Source organism: Achromobacter sp. 1L-A-4-B-C2 (assembly GCF_057291955.1).
The window spans coordinates 134500-156719 of sequence record NZ_JBXAWP010000006.1 but is presented as its reverse complement, the minus strand read 5'-3'; the positions used below and the strand labels follow the sequence as shown (position 1 = coordinate 156719).

The window sequence follows — 22220 nt, the reverse complement described above, 5'->3', positions numbered from 1 at the left end:
AAGGTGAGCAACGCCAACCTCTATGCTGTCCTGCAAGGCGGCTTTCCCAAAGACCGCAGCAAAGTCGCGCTGGAAACGCCCGACCTGCAATACACCTGGGATGACATCGACCGCGCCACCGCGTGCCTGGCCAACCTGCTGACGTCGCTGGACCTGCCCGATGGTTCGCGCGTGGCCGTGCAAGTCGAAAAATCGCCGGAAGCGCTGCTGTTGTACCTGGCCACCTTGCGCGCCGGGCTGGTGTACCTGCCGCTGAACACGGCCTACCGCGAAGCCGAGATCGAATACTTCCTGGGCAACGCCGAGCCCGCCGTGGTGGTCTGCGCCAGCAAGAACCTGGACTGGGTGCAGCGCGCCGCCGACAAGGCAGGCTGCGCGCACGTCTACACGCTGGACGAAGACCGCACGGGCACGCTGCTGGACGCCGCCGCCGGCCTGCCGCAAACGTTCAAGACCGTGCAGCGCAAGCCCGACGACCTGGCCGCCATTCTGTATACGTCCGGCACCACCGGCCGCAGCAAGGGCGCGATGCTGTCGCATGGCAACCTGGCCGCCAACGCGCAGGTGCTGCACGAATACTGGGGCTGGCGCGAAGACGACGTGCTGCTGCACATGCTGCCCATCTTCCACGTGCATGGCTTGTTCGTGGCCTCGCACGGCGCCTTGCTGGCCGGCGCAAAGATGATCTGGCTGCCCAAGCTGGATGCCGACCAGGCGCTGCATTACCTGCCGCAATGCACGGTGATGATGGGCGTGCCCACGTACTACGTGCGTTTGCTGGCCGACCCGCGCTTTAACCGCGACGTGTGCGCCAACATGCGCCTGTTCATCTCGGGGTCGGCGCCGCTGTTGGCCGAGACGTTCTCGGACTTCAAGGCGCGCAGCGGGCACGCCATCCTGGAACGCTACGGCATGAGCGAAACCGTCATGCTGACGTCCAACCCCTATGACCCCGCCCAGGGCGAGCGCCTGGCCGGTACGGTCGGGCGCGCGTTGCCGGGCGTGCAGGTGCGCGTGGTGGACGACGCGGGCGTGCCGCTGGCGCCGGGCGAGATCGGCAACGTGCAGGTGCGTGGCCCCAACGTGTTCTCGGGCTACTGGCGCATGCCGGAAAAAACGCGCGAGGAATTCACCGAAGACGGCTGGTTCAAGACGGGCGACGTCGGCCGCTGGGGCGGCGAATCCGCCGGGCGCGAAGTGCCGGCCGACACGCTGTCCATCGTCGGGCGCAGCAAGGACCTGATCATCTCGGGCGGCTTTAACGTCTACCCCAAGGAAATCGAAACGCTGATCGACGACATGCCTGGCGTCGCGGAATCGGCGGTCATCGGCGTGCCGCACGCGGACTTCGGCGAAGCCGTCGTCGCGGTGGTCGTGCCCAAGGACGGCGCGTCGCTGGACGCGGGCGCGATGCAACAGGAACTGAAGTCACGCATCGCCAACTTCAAGGTGCCCAAGCGCGTGCACATCGTTGACCAATTGCCGCGCAACACGATGGGCAAGGTCCAAAAGAACGTGCTGCGCGAAACCTATAAGACGCTTTGACGCCATGCCAGATGCCGGCCTGCATGGGCCGGCATTTTTTTTCTACACAGGAGGCCTTCCGACTCGATCCGACTACGCATTGCAGTCCTGGCAGCATTCATTCAATAAGAATTTCAAGAGACGAGACGCACACAACCGCGCCGTCCCCGTGATGCAGCAAGAGGAGACATTATGAAAGTTCGCAAGTCCGCCGTGGCCCTAGTCGCCGTGGCAGCCCTGGGTTTCGGCGGCACGGCCGCCGCGCAATGGCCAGAGCGCCCCATCACGCTGATCGTTCCGTTCCCCGCAGGCGGCGGCACGGACACCTTCGCCCGCCCGCTGGCCCAACAACTGACCATGCAATTGGGCCAGACGGTGGTGATCGACAACAAGGGCGGCGCGGGCGGCACGGTGGGCGCGGGCGTTGCCGCCAAGGCCCGGCCCGACGGCTACACCTTCTTCATGGGCGGCGCGCACCACGCGTTGGCCCCGTCGCTGTACAAAAGCCTGAACTACAACATCCAGAAGGACTTCGTGCCGGTCGCGCTGGTGGCGCAGCCGCCGCAGGTGGTGGTGATCAACGCCGGCAAGTTGCCGGTCAAGACCTTGCAGGAATTCGTCGACTACGCCAAGAAGCATCCGGGCGAAATCAACTACGGCACCGCCGGCAAGGGCAGCACGCACCACCTGGCCGGCGAGTTGTTCGCCATGCAGACCGGCATCAAGCTGGTGGACGTGCCGTACCAGGGCGCCGGCCCGATGCTGTCCGCGTTGATCGGTGGTCAGGTAGACCTGGCGTTCGATGGGCTGGGTTCGTCGTCCGGACATATACGCGCGGGCGCCATCAAGCCCCTGGCCGTCGCGGCCAACGAACGGTCGGCCTCGCTGCCCAACGTGCCGACCGCCGCCGAAGCCGGCGTGCCGAATTACGTCGTGTCGACCTGGTACGCCATCTGGGCGCCGACCGGCACGCCGAAAGAGGCGGTCGACAAGATGGCGGTGGAAATCACCAAGGCGCTGAACACCCCGAAGCTGAAGGAAACGTGGGCCGGCAACGGCTCGGCGGTGCCCACGCTGACGGGCGCCGACTTTGGCAAGTTCGTCGACAGCGAAGTCGATCGCTGGGCCAAGGTGGTGAAAGATTCCGGCGTGAAGCTGGATTAATGCCTTAGCGCCATTCGCTGGCCTGGCTCAGCTTGGCCAACTGGTCATGCGTCAGCGTCAGGCTGGCGGCCTTGACCAGTTCGTCAAGCTGCGCCAACGACGTGGCGCTGACGATGGGCGAGGTGATGCCCGGCTGCGCAATCTGCCAGGCCAGCGCGGCTTGCGCGGGCGTGCAGCCGGCGTCTTCCGAGACCTCGTCCAGCGCCTTCAGGATGCGCAGGCCGCGTTCGTTCAGATAGGTCTCCACAATCTTCTGGCCGCGCGCGCTTTTGCCGGCGTCGGCCGCGCTGCGATATTTGCCGCTAAGAAAACCGCTGGCCAGCGCGTAGTAATTGATGGTGCCCATCTGCTGCGTTTTCACCAGGGCTTGCAGCCCGGTCTCGAACCCGGCGCGGTTGTACAGGTTGTATTCGGGCTGGATGCTTTCGTAGCGCGGCAGGTCGTGGCGTTCGGCCGCGATCAGCGCTTCGGACAGGCGCACGGCCGTGTAGTTTGACGCGCCGATGGCGCGCACCTTGCCGGACTCGATGTGCTTGGCGTATTCCGCCAGCGTGTCCGTCAACGGCGTATCGGGGTCGTCTTTGTGTGACTGGTACAGGTCCACATAATCCGTTTGCAGCCGCGCCAGCGAGGCATCCAGTGAACGCCGGATGTAGGCGGGCGCCAGGCCGCGCGCGTCGGGGCCCATTTCCATGCCGACCTTGGTGGCAATCATCACGCGGTCGCGCTTGCCGGATCGCTTGAGCCATTTGCCAATCAGCGTTTCGGATTCGCCGCCCTGGTTGCCGGGCACCCAGCGCGAATACACGTCGGCCGTGTCGATGAAATTCAGGCCCGCGTCGACCATGGCGTCAAGCAGGGAATAGGCGCCGGCTTCGTCGACCGTCCAGCCGAAGACGTTGCCGCCGAAAGTCAGGGGGGGAACTTGCAGGCCGGAACGGCCCAGAGCGCGTTTGATCATGATGAGGCCTTGGGATGTGGCCGACGATCCGCCGTCGGCCTTGGCGATATTTAGTATATTGGCGCGGCGCGCCCCGGCGTGGAGCATGCTTGCCGGCATGCACCATTTCAGGGATTCCCCGCAAATTCTTTTGTCTGACGGCAAGTTAGACTATATGGCTTTACGGCTGACCGACCGACGGGAAGCCGCCGGCGTAGTTGTAATAACGAACAAAAACCAAGGGTTCAAGGAGCTTACGTATGCTGATCGGAAAAAAACATTTTCTGACGGTTGGCGCCATGGCGCTGGCGATGGCTATCGCCTCACCAGTGTCGGCGCAGCAAAAGTCGGTGGCGATTACCGCCATCGTCGAGCACCCGGCGCTGGACGCCGTGCGTGATGGGGTGCAAGACGCCCTGAAGCAAGCCGGCTACGAATCCGGCAAGAACCTGAAGTGGCAGTACCAAAGCGCGCAGGGCAATAACGGCACCGCCGCGCAGATCGCCCGCAAGTTCGTGGGTGACCGTCCCGACGCCATCGTCGCGATCGCCACGCCCTCGGCCCAGGCCGTCGTGGCCGCCACCAAGGACGTGCCGGTGGTGTATTCGGCCGTGACCGACCCGGTGGCAGCGCAGCTGGTCAAGAGCATGGACGCCACGGGCACCAACGTGACGGGCGTGTCGGACATGCTGGCGCTGGAAAAGCAGGTTGAACTCATCAAGAAAATCGTTCCCAACGCCAAGCGCGTGGGCATCGTCTACAACCCGGGCGAGGCCAACTCGGTCGTGGTGGTGAAGAAGTTGCAGGAAATCCTGCCCAAGTCGGGCATGAGCCTGGTTGAAGCCGCCGCCCCGCGTTCGGTTGACGTGGCCTCGGCCGCGCGCAGCCTGATCGGCAAGGTCGACGTCATCTACACCAACACCGACAACAACGTCGTGTCGGCGTATGAATCGCTGGTCAAGGTGGGCAACGACGCCAAGATCCCGCTGATCGCCTCGGATACCGACAGCGTCAAGCGCGGCGGTATCGCGGCGCTGGGGATCAACTACCACGACCTGGGCGTGCAGACCGGCAAGGTGGTCGTGCGCATTCTCAAGGGCGAAAAGCCCGGCGCCATTCCGTCGGAAGTCATCTCGAAGCTTGAGCTCTACGTGAACCCGGGCGCCGCCGCCAAGCAGGGCGTGACCCTGTCGGACGCCGTGATCAAGTCGGCCGCGGTGGTCGTGAAGTAAAGCGGCACCCGCCAGACCCCGCCACGCCGCCCGGCGTGCGCGGGGTTTTTGTTAAGCTTTTTTCGGGTCGCACCGCGACCGGGTCCTGCCGTTTTGCTCCCTTTCCTGGCTTTGAACGTCGCCGCTTTCCGGTCCGTCCGGCAAGCGCGCGGATGCTTTGGAACGAAACGCGAGAAAATGACGAACCGGGAAACGTTTGTTGCGAAAGCTCGGGTAAAACTGATGCCTGAACGCAAGAAATCCGACGTTTCAACTCTTTAATATGCACCTTCCTTACCCTGATTGGATTTAACCCATGTCATTGTTCTCGTTGTTAGGCGCGTTGGAGATCGGGCTGATCTTCAGCCTGGTGGCCTTGGGCGTGTTTATCTCCTTTCGCCTGCTGCGCTTCCCCGACCTGACCGTTGACGGCAGCTTTCCGCTGGGCGGCGCCGTCTGTGCCACGCTGATTGCGTCGGGCACCGATCCGTTTTCCGCCACGATCATCGCCACGTTCGCGGGCGCGGTCGCCGGCCTGATCACGGGCATGCTGAACGTGAAGCTCAAGATCATGGACCTGCTGGCCAGCATCCTGATGATGATCGCGCTGTACTCGATCAACCTGCGCATCATGGGCAAGCCGAACGTTCCGCTGATCACCGAACCCACCGTGTTCACGATCTTGCAGCCGGGCTGGATCTCCGACTATGTCGCGCGCCCGCTGATCCTGATTGTGATCGTCATCCTGGCCAAGCTGGCGCTGGACTGGTTCTTTGCCACGCAGACCGGGCTGGCCGTGCGCGCCACCGGGTCCAACGGCCGCATGGCGCGCGCGCAGGGCGTCAACACCGGCCGCATGATCATGGGCGGCATGGCGCTGTCCAACGCGCTGGTGGCGCTGGCCGGCGCGCTGTTCGCGCAGACGCAGGGCGGCTCGGATATCTCGATGGGTATCGGCACCATCGTGATCGGCCTGGCCGCGGTGATCGTCGGCGAAAGCATCCTGCCGTCGCGCAAGCTGGTGCTGGCAACGCTGGCCGTCATCATCGGCGCCATCGTCTACCGCTTTTTCATCGCGTTGGCGCTCAATAGCGATTTCATCGGCCTGAAGGCACAAGACCTGAACCTTGTCACCGCGGTGCTGGTCACGATTGCCCTGGTCATCCCGATGCTCAAGCGCCGTATCGTCGGCAAGAAGGGGCGCTGATATGTTGTCCGCAAAAGATCTGAAAATTACCTTCAACGCGGGAACGCCCATCGAGACGCGCGCGCTGCGTGGCCTGTCGCTGGAGATTCCTTCAGGCCAGTTCGTAACCGTCATTGGTTCGAACGGCGCCGGCAAGTCCACGTTCCTGAACGCGGTGTCGGGCGACCTGCCGATTGATTCGGGCCGCATCGACATCAACGGCGTGGACGTGACGCGCCAGCCCGTGTGGGCGCGCGCCGGCCGCGTGGCCCGCGTGTTCCAGGATCCCATGGCGGGCACCTGCGAAGACCTGACCATCGAAGAAAACATGGCGCTGGCGCAGATGCGCGGCGTGCGCCGTGGCTATAGCCGCGCGGTCAAGGCGTCGATGAAGGACGGCTTTCGTGAACGTCTGGCCACCTTGGGCCTGGGCCTGGAAAACCGCTTGACCGACCGCATCGGCCTGCTGTCCGGCGGCCAGCGCCAGGCCGTCAGCCTGCTGATGGCGGCCTTGCAGCCGTCGCGCATCCTGCTACTGGACGAGCACACCGCCGCGCTGGACCCGCGTACCGCCGACTTCGTGCTGCAACTGACGGCGCGCATCGTTGCCGAAAGCCAGCTGACCACAATGATGGTCACGCACAGCATGCGGCAGGCGCTGGACGTGGGCGACCGCACGGTGATGCTGCATCAAGGGCAGGTGGTGCTGGACGTGTCGGGCGATGAACGCCGCGGCATGGACGTGCCGGATCTGCTGGCGATGTTCGAGCGCGTGCGCGGCGAAAAGCTGTCGGACGACGCGCTGTTGCTGGGGTGATAGCCCTGAACGAAGCTGCTCTGGACGAAGCGCCCTAGATAAAGCGCCCCGGCCGGAACGCATGGTGGCGCGACGGGTCGGGATTGTCGAACATCAGTTCGCCCAATAGCTTCGCCGTGCCCGGCGCCGTGCTGAAGCCAATGTGCTGATGCCCCAGCGCCAGCCATAGCCCCGGGTGCTTGGGCGCCTGCCCGATCATCGGGCGGCTGTCGGGCAGGGTGGGGCGCCGGCCCAGCCAGGCGGCGGGGTCCACGCGTTCCCCCAGCGGGAAGGCCTCGCGCGCTCGCGCTTCGGCCAGATCCAATTGCGTCATGCGCGGCGCGGCTTCGCAGGCGTCCAGTTCCACGCCCGTGGTCAGGCGCAGCCCGCGCGCCATGGGCGACAGCACGTAGCCGCCGCCGGTGTCGTACACCGGTCGCGTCACACGCGCGCCGTCCTGGCCGCGATAGTGCATGTGATAGCCGCGTTCAAACGCCATGGGTAGATCGATGCCGGTGGTCTTGAGCAACGCCTTGGACCACGGCCCCAACGCCACCACCAACTGATCGGCCGACAGGGTTTCCGAACCTTGGGCTCCTTGCACCGTCCAGCCCTGGCCGTCGCGCCGGATGCCGGTGGCCGTCATCGCCTTGACCGTGCCGCCCGTTTGCCGGAACAGGTCGGCGTATGCGGTCACCACGGCCTGCGGGTCGTCAACGGAATACGAACCCTGGATCCACAGCGCACGGTGAAAGATGGGTGACAGCGCGGGTTCCAACGCGGCCAGTTCAACCGGGTCCAGCGTCTGCGTGGGCACCTGGTATTGCGCGAACGTCTGGCGCGCCAACGCGCTGGCGTTCCAGGCGGCCGGGCTGCGGTACAGGAACACCCAGCCGGTGTCGCGCAAACGATGGCGCGCGCCGGCGGCATCCAGCAGCCTCAGATGTTCGGGGGCGGACAGCCGGATCAGTTCGTCCAGCGCGCGCGTGGTTTCCTTGAACACCGACGGCCGCGCGTTCAGCAGGAAGCGCGCTGCCCAGCCCAGGTTCCGCGCCAGATAGGACGCGCGATACCGGAACTGCACGGTGTCGTTCTTCATCAGGCGGGGCAACTGGCCCCACAGGCCGGGGTGGTTGAACGGCATCAGCGAACTGCGCGCCAGCACGCCGGCGTTGCCCATCGACGTTTCCATGCCGGGCGCCTGCCGGTCGACCAGCGTCACGCGCAAGCCGCGTCGCACCAGCTCCAGCGCGCAGCACACGCCCACAATGCCGGCGCCCAGGACGATGACGTGCTTTCCCATGAGTTCTTCTTCGTAGCCCGAATGACGGGCGATTGTAGGGCAGCGGATGCGGGCGCGTGTAGCAAAATCGGGGTCGCGATTCGGGCGCGCGTCGCCCTGTTGCGGGGGACGCAAATCAAGCGCTTGGCGGCGCTTGCCCCAATATCCGCCCGGCCGCCACCACGCCCCACCAGGACGCTTCCTCGAAGACGGAATACCCTGACAAGTCGGCATGGGCGAACAGCACGGGGCCGTCCACCTCGCGCAGCGCGGCCAGCCCGGCGTTGGACAGGCTGCCGCATAGCGGCGAGGCCATGGCATGGCCGCGCACGGTGATGTCCAGCCGGCGCGCATGGCGCCAGAATTCCCGGCCGTAGGCGGCGATCAGGTCGGCGGCCGCTTCGTCGCGCAGGGCTTCGGGGCTGGCCGTGCTAAGCCACTGCCGCGCCGCGTTGGGCGTCTGCGTGCTCAAGGCGTGATAGGCCGTGAAGACGGATCGCGGCGAACGCGCCACGCGCAGCAGCTGGTGCGTGGACACCACATAGCCCAGCGCACGGCCTTGGTAGACGACGTTGTCCCAGGACAGCGGCTCGCCGGGCGCTTCCTGCGGATAGCCTTCCAGCAGAAAATTGGACACCAGCCAGGGCGCGTGCGATGACGCATGCACGGCCGGGTCGTAGCCATAGGCGCGGATGTCGGGCAACAGGCGTTGCGCCACGAACAAGGGCATGGCGCAGACGGTGCGCAGGCTTTGCAAGGTGTAGGCGCGCGGCGTGGAGTCCGGGGTCAAACCCGGGGCCAAACCCGTGGCCATGCAGGTGGTGAGCGGGCCGGCGGGCGTGTCGGCGATGCGCACCGCCGTACCCGCCATGAGCCAGCGCGTGTGGCCCAGCTTGTCGTCGATGGCCTGGCGCATGCGGTCGGCCAGCACGCCCAGCCCGCCCGGCCACGTCAGCACCGCGCCTTCCCCCGCGTTGGCCGCGTGGCCGTCGCGGCTGGCGAAGTAGTGCAGGCCGGCCCAGGCCGACACCACGTCGTAGCCCGCGCCGTAGTCATCGCGGCAGCAGTAGTTCAGGTACCAGTGCAAGGCGGGCGACGTGTAGCCTTCGCGATCCAGCCACTGCTTGAAGGGGATCTGATCCAGCGCGCGCCAGGCAGGGTCTTGCGAGGACAGCACCAGCGGGATGCTGAACACGCGCCGCCCGTCATTGCCCCGCTGCGTGTGCAGGCGTTCGACCAGCGCCAGGAAGCGATGGTGCTGCGCCACGTCGGCATCGGGCAGGCCCGTCATGGGCAGCAAGCCGTCTTCCCAGCGCCCGTTGCGCAGCAGGCGCTCTTGCGGCGAATGCACCAGGACGGATTCGTCATACACCGGGCGGACATCGCCCGCGCCGTGTTCGATGATGCCGAAGTCGGCCAGCATCTGGCGCACATGGGTGGACGCCATCGAAGGCAGCGGCAGGTAATGCGCGCCCAGCGGATAGTGCAGTTCGTCCTGCCGCCCGGCGGCGGCGTTGCCGGCGAATTCCGGCCCCTGCACCACGACAAAGTCGGTAAACCCTTCGCGCGCCAGCTTCCACGCGCATGACAGGCCGGCCACGCCCGCGCCCAGGATGACGACCTGGTGCCGATGGTGCGCGGTGGCGGCGGGCAGGGCCGCGCCGTCGCGCAGCGCGTGGCCCGCCTGCATGCCGGGGTAAGCCACGTTTGCCGGGGTCTCGACGATGCGCTGGCGGTAGTAGCCCGCGGTGCCGGCCACCGCCGCCGTGGCCGCGCCCAGAAGAAAGCTGCGGCGGCGCATCAGCGGATGACCTTGCGCCAGTCCTCGTCGAAATAGCGCACCAGCGACTGCTCGTTCAAGCGGTTGGGCGGCATCTCCAGCGCGGGCATGTCGGCCGGGAAGTGAAAGAGTTCACGCGTGGTTGCCGGGTCCAGGTAGCGCGTGGGCACGGTGATCTTGTCGGGCGGCGTGTAGTCGCGGCGCTTGCTGGCCAGGATGAAGCCCCAATCGCCAAACGAGGGCACGTAGGTGTGATACGGCCAGGTGTTCAAGCCCGCTTCCTTCAGCGTGGCGTTCACGCTCCAGAACGAACGCGGCGCGAAGTAGGGCGAGGTGGACTGGATCACCATGTAGCCGTTTTCGGCCAGGTGGCGCGCCATCAGGTGATAGACGGGCACGGAATACAGGCGGCCCAGGCCGAAGTTGGACGGGTCGGGAAAGTCCACCACGATGAAGTCGTAGACCTCGGCATGGGTTTCCAGCCAGCGGCCGGCGTCGTCGTTGATGACGGTGACGCGGGGATCTTTCAGTGCGCCCTGGTTCAACGCAACCAGGGGATCGGACCGCGAGAACAGCCCGGTCATGGCCGGGTCCAGGTCCACCAGCGTGATGTGTTCAATGTGCTTGTACTTAAGGATTTCGCGCACCGCCAAGCCATCGCCGCCGCCCAGCACCAAGACGTTGCGCGCCCAGGGCAGCGTTTGCAGCCCGGGATGCACCAGCGATTCGTGATAGCGGTGTTCGTCGCGCGACGAGAATTGCAGGTTGTTGTTGATGTACAGGCGCAGGTCGTCATGCCAGCGCGTCACCACCAGGCGCTGGTACGGCGTGGTTTCGGCATGCACCACGTCATCGCCGTACAAGCCCTTTTCGGCCCAGGCCGTCATCGCGGTGGAATAGATGAAGCCCAGCGCCAGAAAGCCGATCACGACGCAGGCGCGTATGGCTTTTTCGCCGGGGCGGCGCACTTCGGCGCGGAACAGCCACGTGGTCCACAAGGCCACGCTGGCGTTCAGGATGCCGAACAGGAAACTGGTGCGCAGCAGGCCCAGCTTGGGCGCCAGCAGCAGCGGAAAGATCAGCGACACCGCCAGCGCGCCCAGATAGTCGAACGTCAACACGCGGCTGACGATCTCGCGGAATTCGGTCTTGCGCTGATTGAACACGCGCATCACCAGCGGGATCTCCATGCCCACCATCAAGCCGATGACAAAGACGCCCACATACAGCGCCGCGCGAAAGGGCGCGGACAGCCAGGCGAACACCAGGAACAACACGGCGGCGGAGACGCCGCCCAGCAACGCCACCAGCAGTTCGACGTCGATGAACCGATTCAAAACGTCTTCGTCTCTTACATATTTTGACAACCACGAACCGATGCCCATGGCGAACAAATAGCAGCCGATAACGGAGGAGAACAGAAGGATCGAATCGCCCAGTAAATAGCTGGCCAGCGCGCTGCTGATGAGCTCATAGCCCAAGCCGCAGGAAGCAACGATCAATACCGATAGGATGAGAACGCGGTCGCGCATTGGGGAGTCCGGGGCGAAAAATGCGTTCGCAGTATATCGAACGCCGCGTATATACTGCGCGCAATTAGGAGGGTGGCAATGGGAGAAGCGATGCATCCGGCGGTGACCTATCTGATCTATATCGTCTCGGCGCTGGTCATGCTGGGCGTTTTCACGGCGGTCTATACCGCCGTGACCCGCTACAAGGAATTCGACCTGATCCGCGAAGGCAATATCGCCGCCGTGCTGTCCTATGGCGGTGCGTTGGTGGGCTTCAGCCTGACCTTGTGTTCCAGCATCGCGGTGCATGCCAGCTTCGTGATGTTCCTGGTGTGGGGCGTGGCCGCCATGCTGGTGCAGATCGTCGTTTATGTCGTGGTCAACAAGGCCATTGCCGGCATGAACGAGGCCATCGAACAAAACAATATCGCCATGGGCGGCCTGATCGGTTCGATCTCGCTGGCCGCCGGCATCGTGAACGCGGGCTGCCTGACCTGAGGGCAAACGCGCGCAATCCCACCTGACACGGGAGGACCTATGAGTCTCGGTTCCTTTATTCGCAAGCAGTTCATCGACATCCTGCAATGGAACGAAGATCGCGACGGCGTGCTCGCCTGGCGCCATCCGATGCAGGACTTTGAAATTCAGTACGGCGCCAGCCTGACGGTGCGTGAATCGCAGATGGCGGTGTTCGTCAATGAAGGCAAGGTGGCCGATGTGTTCGGCCCCGGCATGTACAAGCTGACGACGCAGACGCTGCCGATCCTGACGTACCTGAAGAACTGGGACAAGCTGTTCGAGTCGCCCTTCAAGTCGGACGTGATCTTTTTCAGCACGCGCCTGCAACTGGGCCGGCGTTGGGGCACGGCGCAGCCGGTGACGCTGCGCGACAGCGAATTCGGCATGGTGCGGCTGCGCGCGTTCGGCGTGTATTCGTACCAGATCTCGGACCCGGCCAAGTTCTATCGCGAAATCAGCGGCACGCGCGACGAATACACGGTCGACGACCTGGAATTGCAGCTGCGCAACATGGTGGTGGCTGCCATGACGACGGCGCTGGGCGGCTCCAAGGTGCCGTTCCTGGATATCGCCGGCAACCAGGGTTTGATGTCGCAAAGCATCAGCGAGGCGCTGGCGCCGGTGTTCGACCGTTATGGCGTCAAGCTGGACAACTTCACCGTTGAAAACGTGTCGCTGCCCGAAGAGCTGCAAAAGGCGCTGGACACGCGTATTTCCATGGGCATGGCGGGGGACCTGGGCAAGTTCACCCAGTACCAGACGGCCACGTCGATTCCGCTGGCCGCGCAGAACGAAGGCGGCATCGCCGGCATCGGCGCGGGCCTGGCGGCCGGCGCGGCGCTGGGGCAGACGATGGCTGCGGGCTTGGGCGTCGGGCAAGCCGGACAAGCCGGGCAGCCTGCGCAACCCGCACAGCCGGCTCAGCCTGCGCCGGCAGCCGCCGGCGCCGACCCGGTCGCGCGCTTGCAACAGCTGAAAGACCTGCTGGATAAAGGGCTGATCACCGCCGCCGATTACGACACGGCCAAGGCCGAAGTGCTGAAGAAACTTACCAGCTAAGGTCCCATGCAGCAGGTTCTGTGTCCGCAGTGCGGCGCCCCGGTCAAGTTCACGTCCACCGCTTCCGTCATGGCAGTCTGCGGCGCATGCCGCAGCACCTTGCTCAAAGATGCCGACTCGGTCAAGCGCATCGGCGAAATGGCCGACGTGCTGGAAGATTATTCGCCCCTGTGCCTGGGCGCGGCGGGCAAGGCCGACGGCAAGCGTTTCGACGTGATCGGCCGCATCCAGCTGCGCTATGACGACGGCTTCTGGAACGAGTGGTACGTGTGGTTCGACGATGGCGCCGATGGCTGGCTGTCGGACGCGTCGGGCCAGTACGCGCTGACCCGGCGGCGCGGCGTCAAGTCGGTACAGGGCATGCCCGCGTTTGCCGACATCGCGCCGGGCGATGAGCTCAAACTGGACGGACAGCGGTTCATCGCCTCGGACGTGCGCCGGGCGCGGGCCAGTGGCGCGCAGGGCGAATTGCCCTTCGTGCCGGGCGACGGCTGGGACGCCAAGGTGGCTGATTTCCGCAGCCTGGACGCGTTCCTCACGCTGGATTTTTCAGACGGCCCTGAGCCCGAGTTGTACATCGGCAAGGCCTTTGACCTGTCCGCCATGCAGGCGGCCACGTTGCGCAGCAACGAACAAGTGCAGGAGACGGCCGGCCGTTATCGCGGCCAGATCAAGGCGCTGGACTGCCCCAACTGCGGGGCGCCGATCAGCTTCGTGGCGGCGATGGCGACGACCGTGGTGTGCCCGTCATGCGCGGCGACCGTCGACTGTTCCGGGCCCACCGCCGAAGTCATCGAGAAGGCGCGCAAGGTCAAGTCCATCAAGACCACCTTGTCGCTGGGCGCGGTGGCCAAGATCGACGGCGCCAGCTACACCCTGATCGGCCTGATGAAATGCGCCGACCGCGATCCCGAAGAGCCGTCCGACTGGATCGAATACCTGCTGTTCAATCCGGCCAAGGGCTTTATCTGGCTGGTGGAAACGGACGAGGGCTGGGAACGCGTGCAGGTGTGCGACACCTGGCCCAGCCCGAACAACGCCACCAGCGTGCGCTGGCGTTCGAAGCTGTACCAGAAGCTGTACGACTACACCTCGCAGGTCGAGATGCCGCTGGGCGCGTTCAACTGGCGCGTCAAGGCGGGCGACACCACGCACATCACCGACTACAAGGCCGGCACGCTCAAGCTCACGCGCGAACGCAGCGAATCGGAATTGGGCTGGTCGGCATCGTCGCCCGTGGCCCCGGCGCAGCTGGCGCAGTGGTTCGACGACCCCAAGCTGGCCGCGCAAAAAGCGCTGCCGAGGGGAGGCAAAAGTGGCGGCTATGGCAAATGGGCCTGGATCGCGACGATCGGCATGGTCTTCTTGAATTTGAGCAATATCCTGGGCGGCCGCTTTATCCCGATCCTGATCGGGCTGGCGTTCTTGTGGTTACCCGCCAAGATGGCGGACAAGCTTTCCGAAGGGGACGACTAGGACCATGGGCAAGTTTATCTATGGTGTGTATGCGCTGGTGGTCGTCCTGGCGGCCACGGGCTTCAATTCCCCCGGCGTGCGCATGGTGGGTGGCGGCGGGGGTAGCAGCAGCAGTTGGGGCAGCAGTTCATCCGGTAGTTCGGGCTGGTCATCGGGTGGGTCGCACAAGTGACCGTGCATGATTGCGCCGGCCGTCATGTGCTGGCCGACTTTCGCGGGGTGCCGGCCCATCGCCTGACCGACGCCGTGGCCCTGGAAGCGCAGCTGATCGCGGCGGCGCGGGCCGCCGGCGCGCACGTGCTGAGCGCGCATTTCCATCTTTTCGGTGAAGGCTCCGGCGTGACCGGCGTGGTCATGCTGAGCGAATCGCACATCAGCATTCATTCCTGGCCCGAGCACGGGTTCGCGGCGCTGGACATCTTCATGTGCGGCGCGGCGCAGCCCGAGCTGGCGCTGGCCAGCCTGCGCGACGCGCTGGCGCCCGCCTCGGTCAACGTTACGACGGTCGCGCGCGGCTGATCCCGCTTTTTCCTTGGGTTTGATCTGGCGCAGAACGCGCGGGGTGGCAAATTGACGGGCGTTATATACCTCTATATATTTCGTTACCGACGGGGCCCTGTTATCGACCCCATTTCCAAGGAAGACCATGTCTTGCAAACGTCCGATGCTGGCGCTGACGCTGGCGATTTCCGCGCTGTGGGGGGCAGGCGCCCAGGCCGCCGATCTTGTCGTGTCCGCCGCGGCCAGCCTGACCAATGCGTTCAAGGATGTGGCGCAAGGCTATGAAAAGGAACACCCCGGCACCCATGTCGTGCTGAATTTCGGCGCGTCCGACGTGCTGTTGCAGCAGATTGTGAAGGGCGCTCCCGCCGATGTGTTCGCGTCAGCGGACCAAAAGGCGATGGACAAGGCGGTGGAGGAAAAGGCCGTGCGACGCGATTCGCGCGTGGACTTCGCCGCCAACCAGATCGTGCTGATCGTGCCGGCGGACAGCAAGGCCAACATCACGTCGCTGAACGACCTGACGCGCGCGGACGTCAAGCGCATTGCCTACGGCAACCCGGCGTCGGTGCCGGTGGGGCGCTACACGCAGGGTGCGCTGGAAGCGGCCGGCTTGTGGACCGCCGTGCAGGCCAAGAGCGTGCTGGCGCAGAACGTGCGCCAAAGCCTGGACTATGTCTCGCGCGGCGAGGTCGATGCCGGCTTCGTGTTCGCCACCGACGCCGCCATCATGCCCGACAAGGTCAAGGTGGCGCTGCGCGTACCGTCGCAAACGCCCGTCACCTATCCCATTGCGGTGACCGCGCGCGAGGCCGCGGCCCAGGAAGCCCAGCGTTTCGTGGCCTATGTGCTGTCGCCCGCCGGGCAGGCCATCCTGGCGCGCTACGGCTTTCAACAGCCCTGAGCCTGGGTGATGGCGGCCGCCGATGACTGATCCCGTCTGGGTCCCGCTGCTGCTGTCGCTGAAGGTGGCGGGCTGGGCCACGCTGCTGGCGACGCTGGCCGGCACCGGCGCGGCCTATGGGCTGTCGCGCTGGCGCTGGCCGGGGCGCGATGTGCTGGACGCGCTGCTGACCTTGCCGCTGGTGCTGCCTCCCACCGTGCTGGGCTATTACCTGCTGGTATTGCTGGGCCGTCGCGGCATCATCGGCGAAACGCTGGCCAAGTGGAATATCGAACTGGTCTTCACCTGGCAGGGCGCGGTGATTGCCGCGTCCATCGTGGCGTTTCCGCTGGTGTTCAAGTCGGCGCGGGCGGCGTTCGACAACGTGGACGCGCAGCTTGAAAACGCGGCCCGGGTGTTGGGCGTGGGTGAAATCGGCGTGTTTTTCCGCGTGACGCTTCCCTTGGCGGCGCGCAGCATCCTGGCCGGCGTGCTGCTGGCTTTTGCCCGTGCCCTGGGCGAATTCGGCGCCACGCTGATGATCGCGGGCAATCTGCCGGGCCGTACCCAGACGCTGTCGGTGGCCATCTACGAAGCGGTGCAGGCGGGCGATGACCGTACCGCCAACCTATTGGTGCTGGCCACGTCCATCACCTGCGTGGTGGTGCTGGTGGTGGCGGGCAAGCTGGTGCCCAAGGGCGCCCGGGCGCGCGACGGAGGCAGCCGATGAGCGTCAGCATCCAGGTGCAAAAACGCATGGTGTCGGGCGACCGGCATTTTGAGCTGGACGCCGCCTTCACGTCGTCGTCCAAGCGCATTGCCTTGTTCGGGCCATCGGGCGCGGGCAAGAGCCTGACGCTGCGCGCCGTGGCGGGGTTGCTGCGTCCGGATGGCGGGCGCATCGAGATCAATGGGCGCGTGCTGTTCGATGCGCAGGCGGGCGTGTGCCTGCCCGCCCGTTCGCGGCGGGTGGCGTATCTGTTCCAGGACTACGCGCTGTTTCCGCATCTGACAGTGGCCCAGAACATCGCGTTCGGGTTGCGGCGCGGCTGGCGCAATCCGCCCCGGCGCCAAGTGCTGCCCGAGGCGCGGCGCTGGGTGGATGCGTTCGAACTGGGTGCCATCGTCGGCAGCTATCCCGGCGAGATCTCCGGCGGGCAGAAGCAGCGCGTGGCGCTGGCTCGGGCGCTGATGCTGCAACCGGACATCCTGCTGCTGGACGAACCCTTTTCAGCGCTGGATTCGCAACTGCGCGGCCGCATGCGCCAGGAATTGAATGCCTTGCAGCGTCAACTGGATGTGCCGATGCTGCTGATCACGCACGACCCCGCCGATGTCGACGCGCTGGCCGACGAGGTCTTCGAAGTGCGCGAAGGCAGGGTGGGCCGCCGCCGGGATGACGTGGGCGTGTAGGCGGAGTGCGGGGAAAGGCGCAGGGAATGGCGCAGGGATTGGCGCAGGGAATGGCGCAGCGAATGGCGCAGCGAATGGCGCAGGAACAATGCAGGGCGGAGTGGACCGCTTCAGTCCAGCACGCCCAGGATTACGCTGGAAGCCTTGAAGATGGCCACGGCTGGCGCGCCCGTTTCCAGCCCAAGCTCTTGCGCGCTGTCGTTGGTCACGATGGCCACCAGCGTGGCGCCGCCTTCCATGCCGATCAGTATTTCGCTGTTGACCGCGCCGGGGCGGATAGCCGTGATGTGGCCTTGCAGCTGGTTGCGCGCCGATAGCCGCAAGCCGGGGCCCGGCGCGCCCACGATGACGGTCGACGCCTTCACCAGCGCAATCGCTTCCTTGCCCGGCGCCAGGCCAAGTTCGGCGGTGCTGTCGCGGGTGATGGTGGCGGTGATGAGGTGGCCGCCCGCGATGCGCAGCTGCACTTCGTCGTTCACGGCGCCGGTGCGGATATCGGTCACCGTGCCCAGGAACTTGTTGCGTGCGCTGGTCTTCAACATGAAGCGCCTCATCAGGTCGATGTCGCCGCTGGCGTCCAGGCCGGCGCGCGTCAGGTTGTCCATGAACTTCTGGTGTTCGGCCTCGAGCGCGCGAAACGTCATGATGAGGCGGCGCGCGCGGTCGGTCAGTTGCGTGCCGCCGCCGCCTTTGCCGCCCGCCGCCCGCAGCACTAGGGGTTCGCCCGCCAGGTTGTTCATGGCGTCGATGGCGTCCCACGCGCCCTTGTAGCTCATGCCCACGGCGCGCGCGGCGGCCGTGATCGAGCCGGTGGCGTCGATTTGCGCCAGCAGGTCTATGCGGTTTTTTCCGCCCCAGGTCTGGGCGCCGGAACGAAACCAGATCGAGCCGTCAAGTTCCAACATGGGCAGGGGGTACGGTTCAGGGGTTGGGTCGGGGTCAAGGTCAAAAGCGAGCCAAGAGTGTAATGGACGATGTCCAAACTACGTGGCGCGACCTGGCGGCCGATCAGCCGCGACAGGGCAGAAGCCGGCACGTGATGCGAATGAGATTCTGTTGAAAGTTTACGGGCTTCGCGGCACTATGGCGTGGCCCAGTGCTCTTGGAGACATCGACATGAAAGCGATTCAAGCGGTGAAATGGTTGGCGGCGAGTTCCGTGACTGGCTTGCTCGCGGCTTGCGCCTCGGGGCCAACGATCAAAGGCGATTACGATCATCAAGCCAATTTCGCGCAGTATCAGACCTTCGGTTTCATGAGCCCCCTGGGCACCGACAAAGCCGGCTACAGCAGCCTGCTGACCGAGCGCCTGAAGGACGCCACGCGCGGCCAGATGGAAATGCGGGGCTACACCTACACCCCGTCCAATCCCGACCTTCTGGTCAACTTCAGCGCCAAGCTCCAGCAAAAAACCCAAGTCACGCCCGCGGCGCCGCCCATGGGCCCGTACTATGGCTATCGCTCCGGCTTTTACGGCGGTTGGCCCGGCTACGGCTGGGGCGACGACGTGTACCAATACACCGAAGGCACGCTGAACATCGACCTGGTGGACGCGCGCCGCAAGCAACTGGTGTGGGAGGGCGTGGCCGTGGGCGAAGTGCAGAATCCCGACAGCGCCAACACGCCGCAGAACGTGGACAAGGCCGTGGCGCAGATCTTCGCCAAGTATCCGTTCCGCGCCGGCGTGGCCGCGCCGCAGTTGCCGGACAAAAGCAAACCCTGACCCGAGGTAGCCGCATGACCGCTCGTCGCAACGCCCCAACCCAAGACACCGGCGATACGCCACCCTACGAAACCGTCGCGCTGGTGTTGCAAGGGGGCGGGGCGCTGGGGTCCTATCAGGCAGGCGTCTACCAGGGCTTGCACGAGGCGGGCATCCGGCCCAACTGGATATCCGGCATTTCCATCGGGTCGATCAACGCGGCCATCATCGCGGGCTCGCGCGAAGACGAGCGGGTGGATCGCCTGCGCGGTTTCTGGGAAGCCATCTGCCGGCCTGCCGGCTTTGCCTCAGTGCCCTGGGGCGACACGCTGGCGGGCATGTTCGAAGGCATCCCCTTTGGCTTCGGGTCGCCCGCCATGAACGGCCAGCTCTCTGCCTTCCAGGCGCTGTTCTCGGGCCAGCCCGGGTTTTTCAAACCGCGTTTTCCGCCGCCTTACTGGGCCAGCGGCCGGGGCGCGGCCTCCACCAGTTTCTACGACACCACGCCGCTGGCCGCCACGTTGCGCCAGTTTGTGGACTTTGACGTGCTTAACAGTGGGGCGGTGCGCGCCAGCTTCGGCGTGGTCAATGTGCAGTCGGGCAACTTCGCTTATTTCGACAGCCTGAAAGACACGCTGCGGCCCGAGCACATCATGGCGTCCGGCGCCTTGCCACCGGGCTTTCCGTCGGTGGAAATCGATGGCGAGCACTATTGGGATGGCGGTGTCGTGTCCAACACGCCGCTGGCGCAGGTGCTGACCACCGACAACATGCGCGACACGCTGGCCTTCCAGGTAGACCTGTGGCCCGCGCGGGGGGCGCTGCCGACGTCGCTGGAAGAGGTGGCCGAACGGCAGAAAGACATCCAGTATTCCAGCCGCACGCGCCTGGTCACCGACCAGCTGCGGCGCGTGCTGAAGTTGCGCCACGGATTGCAGCGCTTGCTTGAGCGCATGCCCGAGTCCGAGCGCAATGCCCCGGATCTGGCCGACATCCGCAAGCTGTCGCATACGCCGGCCACCAACATCATCAACCTGATCTACGAATCCAAGCATCGGGAACGCTATTCCAAGGACTATGAATTCGGCACCGAGGCCATGCGCGAACACTGGGAATCCGGCTTGGCGGATATCCGCCAGACGCTAGCCAAGCCCGGCATTCTGGCCCGTCCGACCGAAGACAGTTGCTTCGTGACGCACGATATCCACCGCAACGGCAAGCACCCTTCATAAGCATTTGCATAGGACTGGTCTGATATTCAGGCCAAACCCGTATCAAGAGCGCGTCATCAGGCCGTAACGCCGGTAGTCTCCCAGAACCACCAGCAACCCAGTTCCGGGAGCCGGCCGCGCCGCCGTTGGCAAGGCCTCCCCGGTGGAGACATGTGATGACTGCTTTCGATGCTCTTGCCCCCCATGGTCCGCAACCGCCGGATGCCGCCCGACTGCCCCACGCCGACGAGCCGACGTTCTCAAGCGGCGATCAGGTCGACGGTTGGTGGAGCCTGCTTTACCGAGGGTGGACATTGTTGGCACCCAGCGGCGCGCGCATCGACCTGACCGAAATCGAACGTGCGTGCTTTTTGTGCCTGCTGCGCAACCCCAATCGCGAGCTGCTGCGCCAAGAGCTGATGGCCACGCGCGCCAGCACCAATCTGCGCACGTTGAATGTGGCAATTTGCCGACTGCGCAGCAAAGTTCTGCGCGCGGGAATCCGCTTGCCGCTGCATACTGTGCACGGCGTGGGCTATGTATTCCTGGGCAATCTCCGAGAGCTTTCCACTCTCTGAGGCTGTTGCGCAGTGTCTCTCCCGCGCATCGTTTGAGCGGCTGAAAATACGTGTAATCCCCAATAACTGAGTTACATTATTGGGCTATTCACGTGCCATGACTGACGTTAGGCATTATCTGATCGCTTTGTTGGTTCGGTTCACTACGCTACGCGGGGGTTTCAATGCGGTTTTCGCCTAAACGTGTTTCAGGTCTGGCAGTTTCCGGTGGCATCCTCGCGCTGATATTGGCCGGGTGCGGCGAGAAGCCCCAGATGAACCCTGGCATGCCTCAAGTCAGCGTCATCACCGTACAGCCGGAGCGCGCGCCCATCGTCTCCGAACTGCCCGGCCGCGTGGATGCCGTGCGCGATGCCCAGATCCGCTCGCGCGTGACCGGCATCGTGCAGAAGATCACCTTCGAGCAAGGTGGCGACGTCAAGGAAAACCAACTGCTGTTCAAGATCGATCCGGCGCCGTACAAGGCCGCCTACGATCAGGCGACGGCGCAGCTGAAGCAGGCACAGGCGAATCTGTTCAGCGCCAAGCTGCTGGCCGACCGCTACGCGCCGCTGGTCAAGGCCAACGCCGTCAGCAAGCAGGAATACGACAACGCGGTGGCCTCGTTCCGCCAGGCCGACGCCGCGGTCGCCGCCGCCAAGGCCGCGCAGGACAACGCCAAGATCAATCTGGGTTACACCGACGTCACCTCGCCCATCACGGGCCGCATCGGCAAGCCGCTGGTGACCGAGGGTGCGCTGGTGGAATCCACGTCGGCCACGCAGATGGCCACCGTGCAGCAGCTGGACCCGGTCTACGTGGACTTCACCCAGTCCACCGCCGAACTGGCCACGCTGCGCCGCGCGTTTGCGAGCGGCCAGTTGCAGCAGGTGGGTAAAGACACCGCGCGCGCCACGGTCGTGCTGGAAGACGGTTCGGAATACCAGCACGCCGGCAAGCTGCTGTTCACCGGCATCACCGTGGACCCGTCCACGGGCCAGGTGAACCTGCGCGCCGAAGTGCCCAACCCCGACGGCATCCTGTTGCCCGGCATGTACGTGCGGGTGCGGCTGGAGCAGGGCGTTGACGACAAGGCGCTGGTCGTGCCGCAGCAGGCGCTGCAACGCACCGCAGATGGCTCGCAAAGCCTGATGCTGGTCAAGGACAACAAGATTCAGCAGTTGCCCGTCACGACCGGCGGCGCCATCAAGAACAACTGGCTGATCACCAGCGGCCTGAAGGCCGGCGACGTGGTCGTGGTTGAAGGCTTCCAGAAGATCCGTCCAGGGGCGCCCGTGCAGGTCAGCCAATGGACCAAGAACGGGGCCGCCGCCAAAGACGGCCAGGCGCCGGCGCAGCCCGGCGCCAAGCCGGCCGCACCGGCCGATCCGTCCAAGCCCGCCGAGCCCGCAACGCAGGACAAGGCCGCAGGCCAGAAATCTTAAGCGGCACGCGGCGCACAGGCGCCGCGTTCCCCTTTGGTGAGCATCGCTTTCAGAGTCAGCC

The 22220-nt window shown here is 65.2% G+C and carries 22 protein-coding genes; 17 read left to right on the top strand and 5 right to left on the bottom strand.

Annotation, left to right across the window (positions count from 1 at the left end; genetic code table 11):
- Positions 1 to 3 precede the first annotated feature (3 nt).
- Both AC0Z35_RS25845 and AC0Z35_RS25840 read left to right on the top strand, forming a co-directional pair.
- Positions 4 to 1545 (top strand): malonate--CoA ligase, encoded by a 1542-nt coding sequence (locus AC0Z35_RS25845; RefSeq protein ID WP_485133227.1) that lies wholly within the window; start codon positions 4 to 6, stop codon positions 1543 to 1545.
- A 171-nt stretch (positions 1546 to 1716) separates the two neighbouring features.
- On the top strand, positions 1717 to 2688 hold the full coding sequence (locus AC0Z35_RS25840) for a Bug family tripartite tricarboxylate transporter substrate binding protein (RefSeq protein ID WP_104144301.1): 972 nt from the start codon (positions 1717 to 1719) through the stop codon (positions 2686 to 2688).
- 4 nt (positions 2689 to 2692) lie between these two features.
- Here AC0Z35_RS25840 and AC0Z35_RS25835 read toward each other — a convergent pair whose 3' ends face one another.
- Positions 2693 to 3649 (bottom strand): aldo/keto reductase, encoded by a 957-nt coding sequence (locus AC0Z35_RS25835; RefSeq protein WP_120157547.1) that lies wholly within the window; start codon positions 3647 to 3649, stop codon positions 2693 to 2695.
- Between the two features lie 239 nt (positions 3650 to 3888).
- Here AC0Z35_RS25835 and AC0Z35_RS25830 point away from each other — a divergent pair, with 239 nt between their 5' ends.
- The 3 genes from AC0Z35_RS25830 (at position 3889) to AC0Z35_RS25820 (ending at position 6842) form a co-directional block, all read left to right on the top strand.
- A complete protein-coding gene (locus AC0Z35_RS25830; RefSeq protein WP_046805434.1) occupies positions 3889 to 4860 on the top strand; it encodes an ABC transporter substrate-binding protein in 972 nt (323 codons plus the stop codon).
- 295 nt (positions 4861 to 5155) lie between these two features.
- Positions 5156 to 6046, top strand: coding sequence for an ABC transporter permease (locus tag AC0Z35_RS25825; RefSeq protein WP_046805433.1), 891 nt, complete (start codon positions 5156 to 5158; stop codon positions 6044 to 6046).
- Position 6047: 1 nt separating this feature from the next.
- Positions 6048 to 6842, top strand: a complete 795-nt coding sequence (locus AC0Z35_RS25820) for an ABC transporter ATP-binding protein (protein WP_046805432.1) — start codon at positions 6048 to 6050, stop codon at positions 6840 to 6842.
- Between the two features lie 34 nt (positions 6843 to 6876).
- Here the strand turns inward: AC0Z35_RS25820 and AC0Z35_RS25815 are convergent, their stop codons facing one another.
- The 3 genes from AC0Z35_RS25815 to AC0Z35_RS25805 form a co-directional block, all read right to left on the bottom strand.
- Positions 6877 to 8124: an NAD(P)/FAD-dependent oxidoreductase gene (locus tag AC0Z35_RS25815; RefSeq protein WP_485133228.1), complete on the bottom strand. Its 1248-nt coding sequence runs from the start codon at positions 8122 to 8124 to the stop codon at positions 6877 to 6879.
- A gap of 115 nt (positions 8125 to 8239) precedes the next feature.
- Positions 8240 to 9904 carry an NAD(P)-binding protein gene (locus AC0Z35_RS25810; RefSeq protein WP_485133229.1) on the bottom strand — a complete coding sequence of 555 codons (1665 nt, stop codon included), beginning with the start codon at positions 9902 to 9904 and terminating at the stop codon, positions 8240 to 8242.
- Entirely contained in the window at positions 9904 to 11415 is a 1512-nt protein-coding gene (locus AC0Z35_RS25805) for a polyamine aminopropyltransferase (protein ID WP_485133230.1), read from the bottom strand. Before AC0Z35_RS25805 ends, AC0Z35_RS25810 begins: the two co-directional genes overlap by 1 nt.
- Positions 11416 to 11505: 90 nt before the next feature.
- On the opposite strand from AC0Z35_RS25805, the gene AC0Z35_RS25800 reads away from it, so the two are divergent.
- The 8 genes from AC0Z35_RS25800 (at position 11506) to AC0Z35_RS25765 (ending at position 17245) form a co-directional block, all read left to right on the top strand.
- Positions 11506 to 11892, top strand: coding sequence for a DUF350 domain-containing protein (locus AC0Z35_RS25800; RefSeq protein WP_046805460.1), 387 nt, complete (start codon positions 11506 to 11508; stop codon positions 11890 to 11892).
- 39 nt (positions 11893 to 11931) lie between these two features.
- A complete protein-coding gene (locus AC0Z35_RS25795; protein WP_046805428.1) occupies positions 11932 to 12972 on the top strand; it encodes an SPFH domain-containing protein in 1041 nt (346 codons plus the stop codon).
- 6 nt (positions 12973 to 12978) lie between these two features.
- Positions 12979 to 14448 carry a DUF4178 domain-containing protein gene (locus AC0Z35_RS25790; RefSeq protein WP_485133231.1) on the top strand — a complete coding sequence of 490 codons (1470 nt, stop codon included), beginning with the start codon at positions 12979 to 12981 and terminating at the stop codon, positions 14446 to 14448.
- A gap of 4 nt (positions 14449 to 14452) precedes the next feature.
- Positions 14453 to 14620: a hypothetical protein gene (locus AC0Z35_RS25785; RefSeq protein WP_162941240.1), complete on the top strand. Its 168-nt coding sequence runs from the start codon at positions 14453 to 14455 to the stop codon at positions 14618 to 14620.
- On the top strand, positions 14617 to 14967 hold the full coding sequence (gene speD, locus AC0Z35_RS25780; protein WP_046805426.1) for an adenosylmethionine decarboxylase: 351 nt from the start codon (positions 14617 to 14619) through the stop codon (positions 14965 to 14967). Before AC0Z35_RS25785 ends, speD begins: the two co-directional genes overlap by 4 nt.
- A gap of 127 nt (positions 14968 to 15094) precedes the next feature.
- Positions 15095 to 15853, top strand: a complete 759-nt coding sequence (gene modA, locus AC0Z35_RS25775; RefSeq protein WP_046805425.1) for a molybdate ABC transporter substrate-binding protein — start codon at positions 15095 to 15097, stop codon at positions 15851 to 15853.
- A 22-nt stretch (positions 15854 to 15875) separates the two neighbouring features.
- On the top strand, positions 15876 to 16562 hold the full coding sequence (gene modB, locus AC0Z35_RS25770) for a molybdate ABC transporter permease subunit (RefSeq protein ID WP_485133232.1): 687 nt from the start codon (positions 15876 to 15878) through the stop codon (positions 16560 to 16562).
- A complete protein-coding gene (locus AC0Z35_RS25765) occupies positions 16559 to 17245 on the top strand; it encodes an ATP-binding cassette domain-containing protein (RefSeq protein ID WP_485133233.1) in 687 nt (228 codons plus the stop codon). The genes modB and AC0Z35_RS25765 overlap by 4 nt, the downstream gene beginning before the upstream one ends.
- A gap of 110 nt (positions 17246 to 17355) precedes the next feature.
- On the opposite strand, the gene AC0Z35_RS25760 is transcribed toward AC0Z35_RS25765, so the two are convergent.
- On the bottom strand, positions 17356 to 18150 hold the full coding sequence (locus AC0Z35_RS25760; protein ID WP_104144308.1) for a TOBE domain-containing protein: 795 nt from the start codon (positions 18148 to 18150) through the stop codon (positions 17356 to 17358).
- A 220-nt stretch (positions 18151 to 18370) separates the two neighbouring features.
- Between AC0Z35_RS25760 and AC0Z35_RS25755 the strand changes: the two genes are divergently transcribed.
- From AC0Z35_RS25755 to AC0Z35_RS25740, 4 genes are all read left to right on the top strand, one after another.
- Positions 18371 to 18967, top strand: coding sequence for a DUF4136 domain-containing protein (locus AC0Z35_RS25755; RefSeq protein WP_485133295.1), 597 nt, complete (start codon positions 18371 to 18373; stop codon positions 18965 to 18967).
- Positions 18968 to 18981: 14 nt separating this feature from the next.
- Entirely contained in the window at positions 18982 to 20178 is a 1197-nt protein-coding gene (locus AC0Z35_RS25750) for a patatin-like phospholipase family protein (protein ID WP_314359751.1), read from the top strand.
- A 155-nt stretch (positions 20179 to 20333) separates the two neighbouring features.
- Positions 20334 to 20735, top strand: a complete 402-nt coding sequence (locus tag AC0Z35_RS25745; protein ID WP_120156334.1) for a winged helix-turn-helix domain-containing protein — start codon at positions 20334 to 20336, stop codon at positions 20733 to 20735.
- A 164-nt stretch (positions 20736 to 20899) separates the two neighbouring features.
- Positions 20900 to 22159, top strand: coding sequence for an efflux RND transporter periplasmic adaptor subunit (locus AC0Z35_RS25740; RefSeq protein WP_046805418.1), 1260 nt, complete (start codon positions 20900 to 20902; stop codon positions 22157 to 22159).
- The last annotated feature ends 61 nt before the right edge of the window (positions 22160 to 22220 follow it).

What these genes read in the sequence shown, in the direction of transcription:
- AC0Z35_RS25840 (WP_104144301.1), top strand. Translation starts at nt 1,717, where the DNA reads ATGAAAGTTCGCAAGTCCGCCGTGGCCCTAGTCGCCGTGGCAGCCCTG.
- AC0Z35_RS25835 (WP_120157547.1), bottom strand. Translation starts at nt 3,649, where the DNA reads ATGATCAAACGCGCTCTGGGCCGTTCCGGCCTGCAAGTTCCCCCCCTG.
- AC0Z35_RS25830 (WP_046805434.1), top strand. Translation starts at nt 3,889, where the DNA reads ATGCTGATCGGAAAAAAACATTTTCTGACGGTTGGCGCCATGGCGCTG.
- AC0Z35_RS25825 (WP_046805433.1), top strand. Translation starts at nt 5,156, where the DNA reads ATGTCATTGTTCTCGTTGTTAGGCGCGTTGGAGATCGGGCTGATCTTC.
- AC0Z35_RS25820 (WP_046805432.1), top strand. Translation starts at nt 6,048, where the DNA reads ATGTTGTCCGCAAAAGATCTGAAAATTACCTTCAACGCGGGAACGCCC.
- AC0Z35_RS25815 (WP_485133228.1), bottom strand. Translation starts at nt 8,124, where the DNA reads ATGGGAAAGCACGTCATCGTCCTGGGCGCCGGCATTGTGGGCGTGTGC.
- AC0Z35_RS25810 (WP_485133229.1), bottom strand. Translation starts at nt 9,904, where the DNA reads ATGCGCCGCCGCAGCTTTCTTCTGGGCGCGGCCACGGCGGCGGTGGCC.
- AC0Z35_RS25805 (WP_485133230.1), bottom strand. Translation starts at nt 11,415, where the DNA reads ATGCGCGACCGCGTTCTCATCCTATCGGTATTGATCGTTGCTTCCTGC.
- AC0Z35_RS25800 (WP_046805460.1), top strand. Translation starts at nt 11,506, where the DNA reads ATGCATCCGGCGGTGACCTATCTGATCTATATCGTCTCGGCGCTGGTC.
- AC0Z35_RS25795 (WP_046805428.1), top strand. Translation starts at nt 11,932, where the DNA reads ATGAGTCTCGGTTCCTTTATTCGCAAGCAGTTCATCGACATCCTGCAA.
- AC0Z35_RS25790 (WP_485133231.1), top strand. Translation starts at nt 12,979, where the DNA reads ATGCAGCAGGTTCTGTGTCCGCAGTGCGGCGCCCCGGTCAAGTTCACG.
- AC0Z35_RS25785 (WP_162941240.1), top strand. Translation starts at nt 14,453, where the DNA reads ATGGGCAAGTTTATCTATGGTGTGTATGCGCTGGTGGTCGTCCTGGCG.
- modA (WP_046805425.1), top strand. Translation starts at nt 15,095, where the DNA reads ATGTCTTGCAAACGTCCGATGCTGGCGCTGACGCTGGCGATTTCCGCG.
- modB (WP_485133232.1), top strand. Translation starts at nt 15,876, where the DNA reads ATGACTGATCCCGTCTGGGTCCCGCTGCTGCTGTCGCTGAAGGTGGCG.
- AC0Z35_RS25765 (WP_485133233.1), top strand. Translation starts at nt 16,559, where the DNA reads ATGAGCGTCAGCATCCAGGTGCAAAAACGCATGGTGTCGGGCGACCGG.
- AC0Z35_RS25760 (WP_104144308.1), bottom strand. Translation starts at nt 18,150, where the DNA reads ATGTTGGAACTTGACGGCTCGATCTGGTTTCGTTCCGGCGCCCAGACC.
- AC0Z35_RS25750 (WP_314359751.1), top strand. Translation starts at nt 18,982, where the DNA reads ATGACCGCTCGTCGCAACGCCCCAACCCAAGACACCGGCGATACGCCA.
- AC0Z35_RS25745 (WP_120156334.1), top strand. Translation starts at nt 20,334, where the DNA reads ATGACTGCTTTCGATGCTCTTGCCCCCCATGGTCCGCAACCGCCGGAT.
- AC0Z35_RS25740 (WP_046805418.1), top strand. Translation starts at nt 20,900, where the DNA reads ATGCGGTTTTCGCCTAAACGTGTTTCAGGTCTGGCAGTTTCCGGTGGC.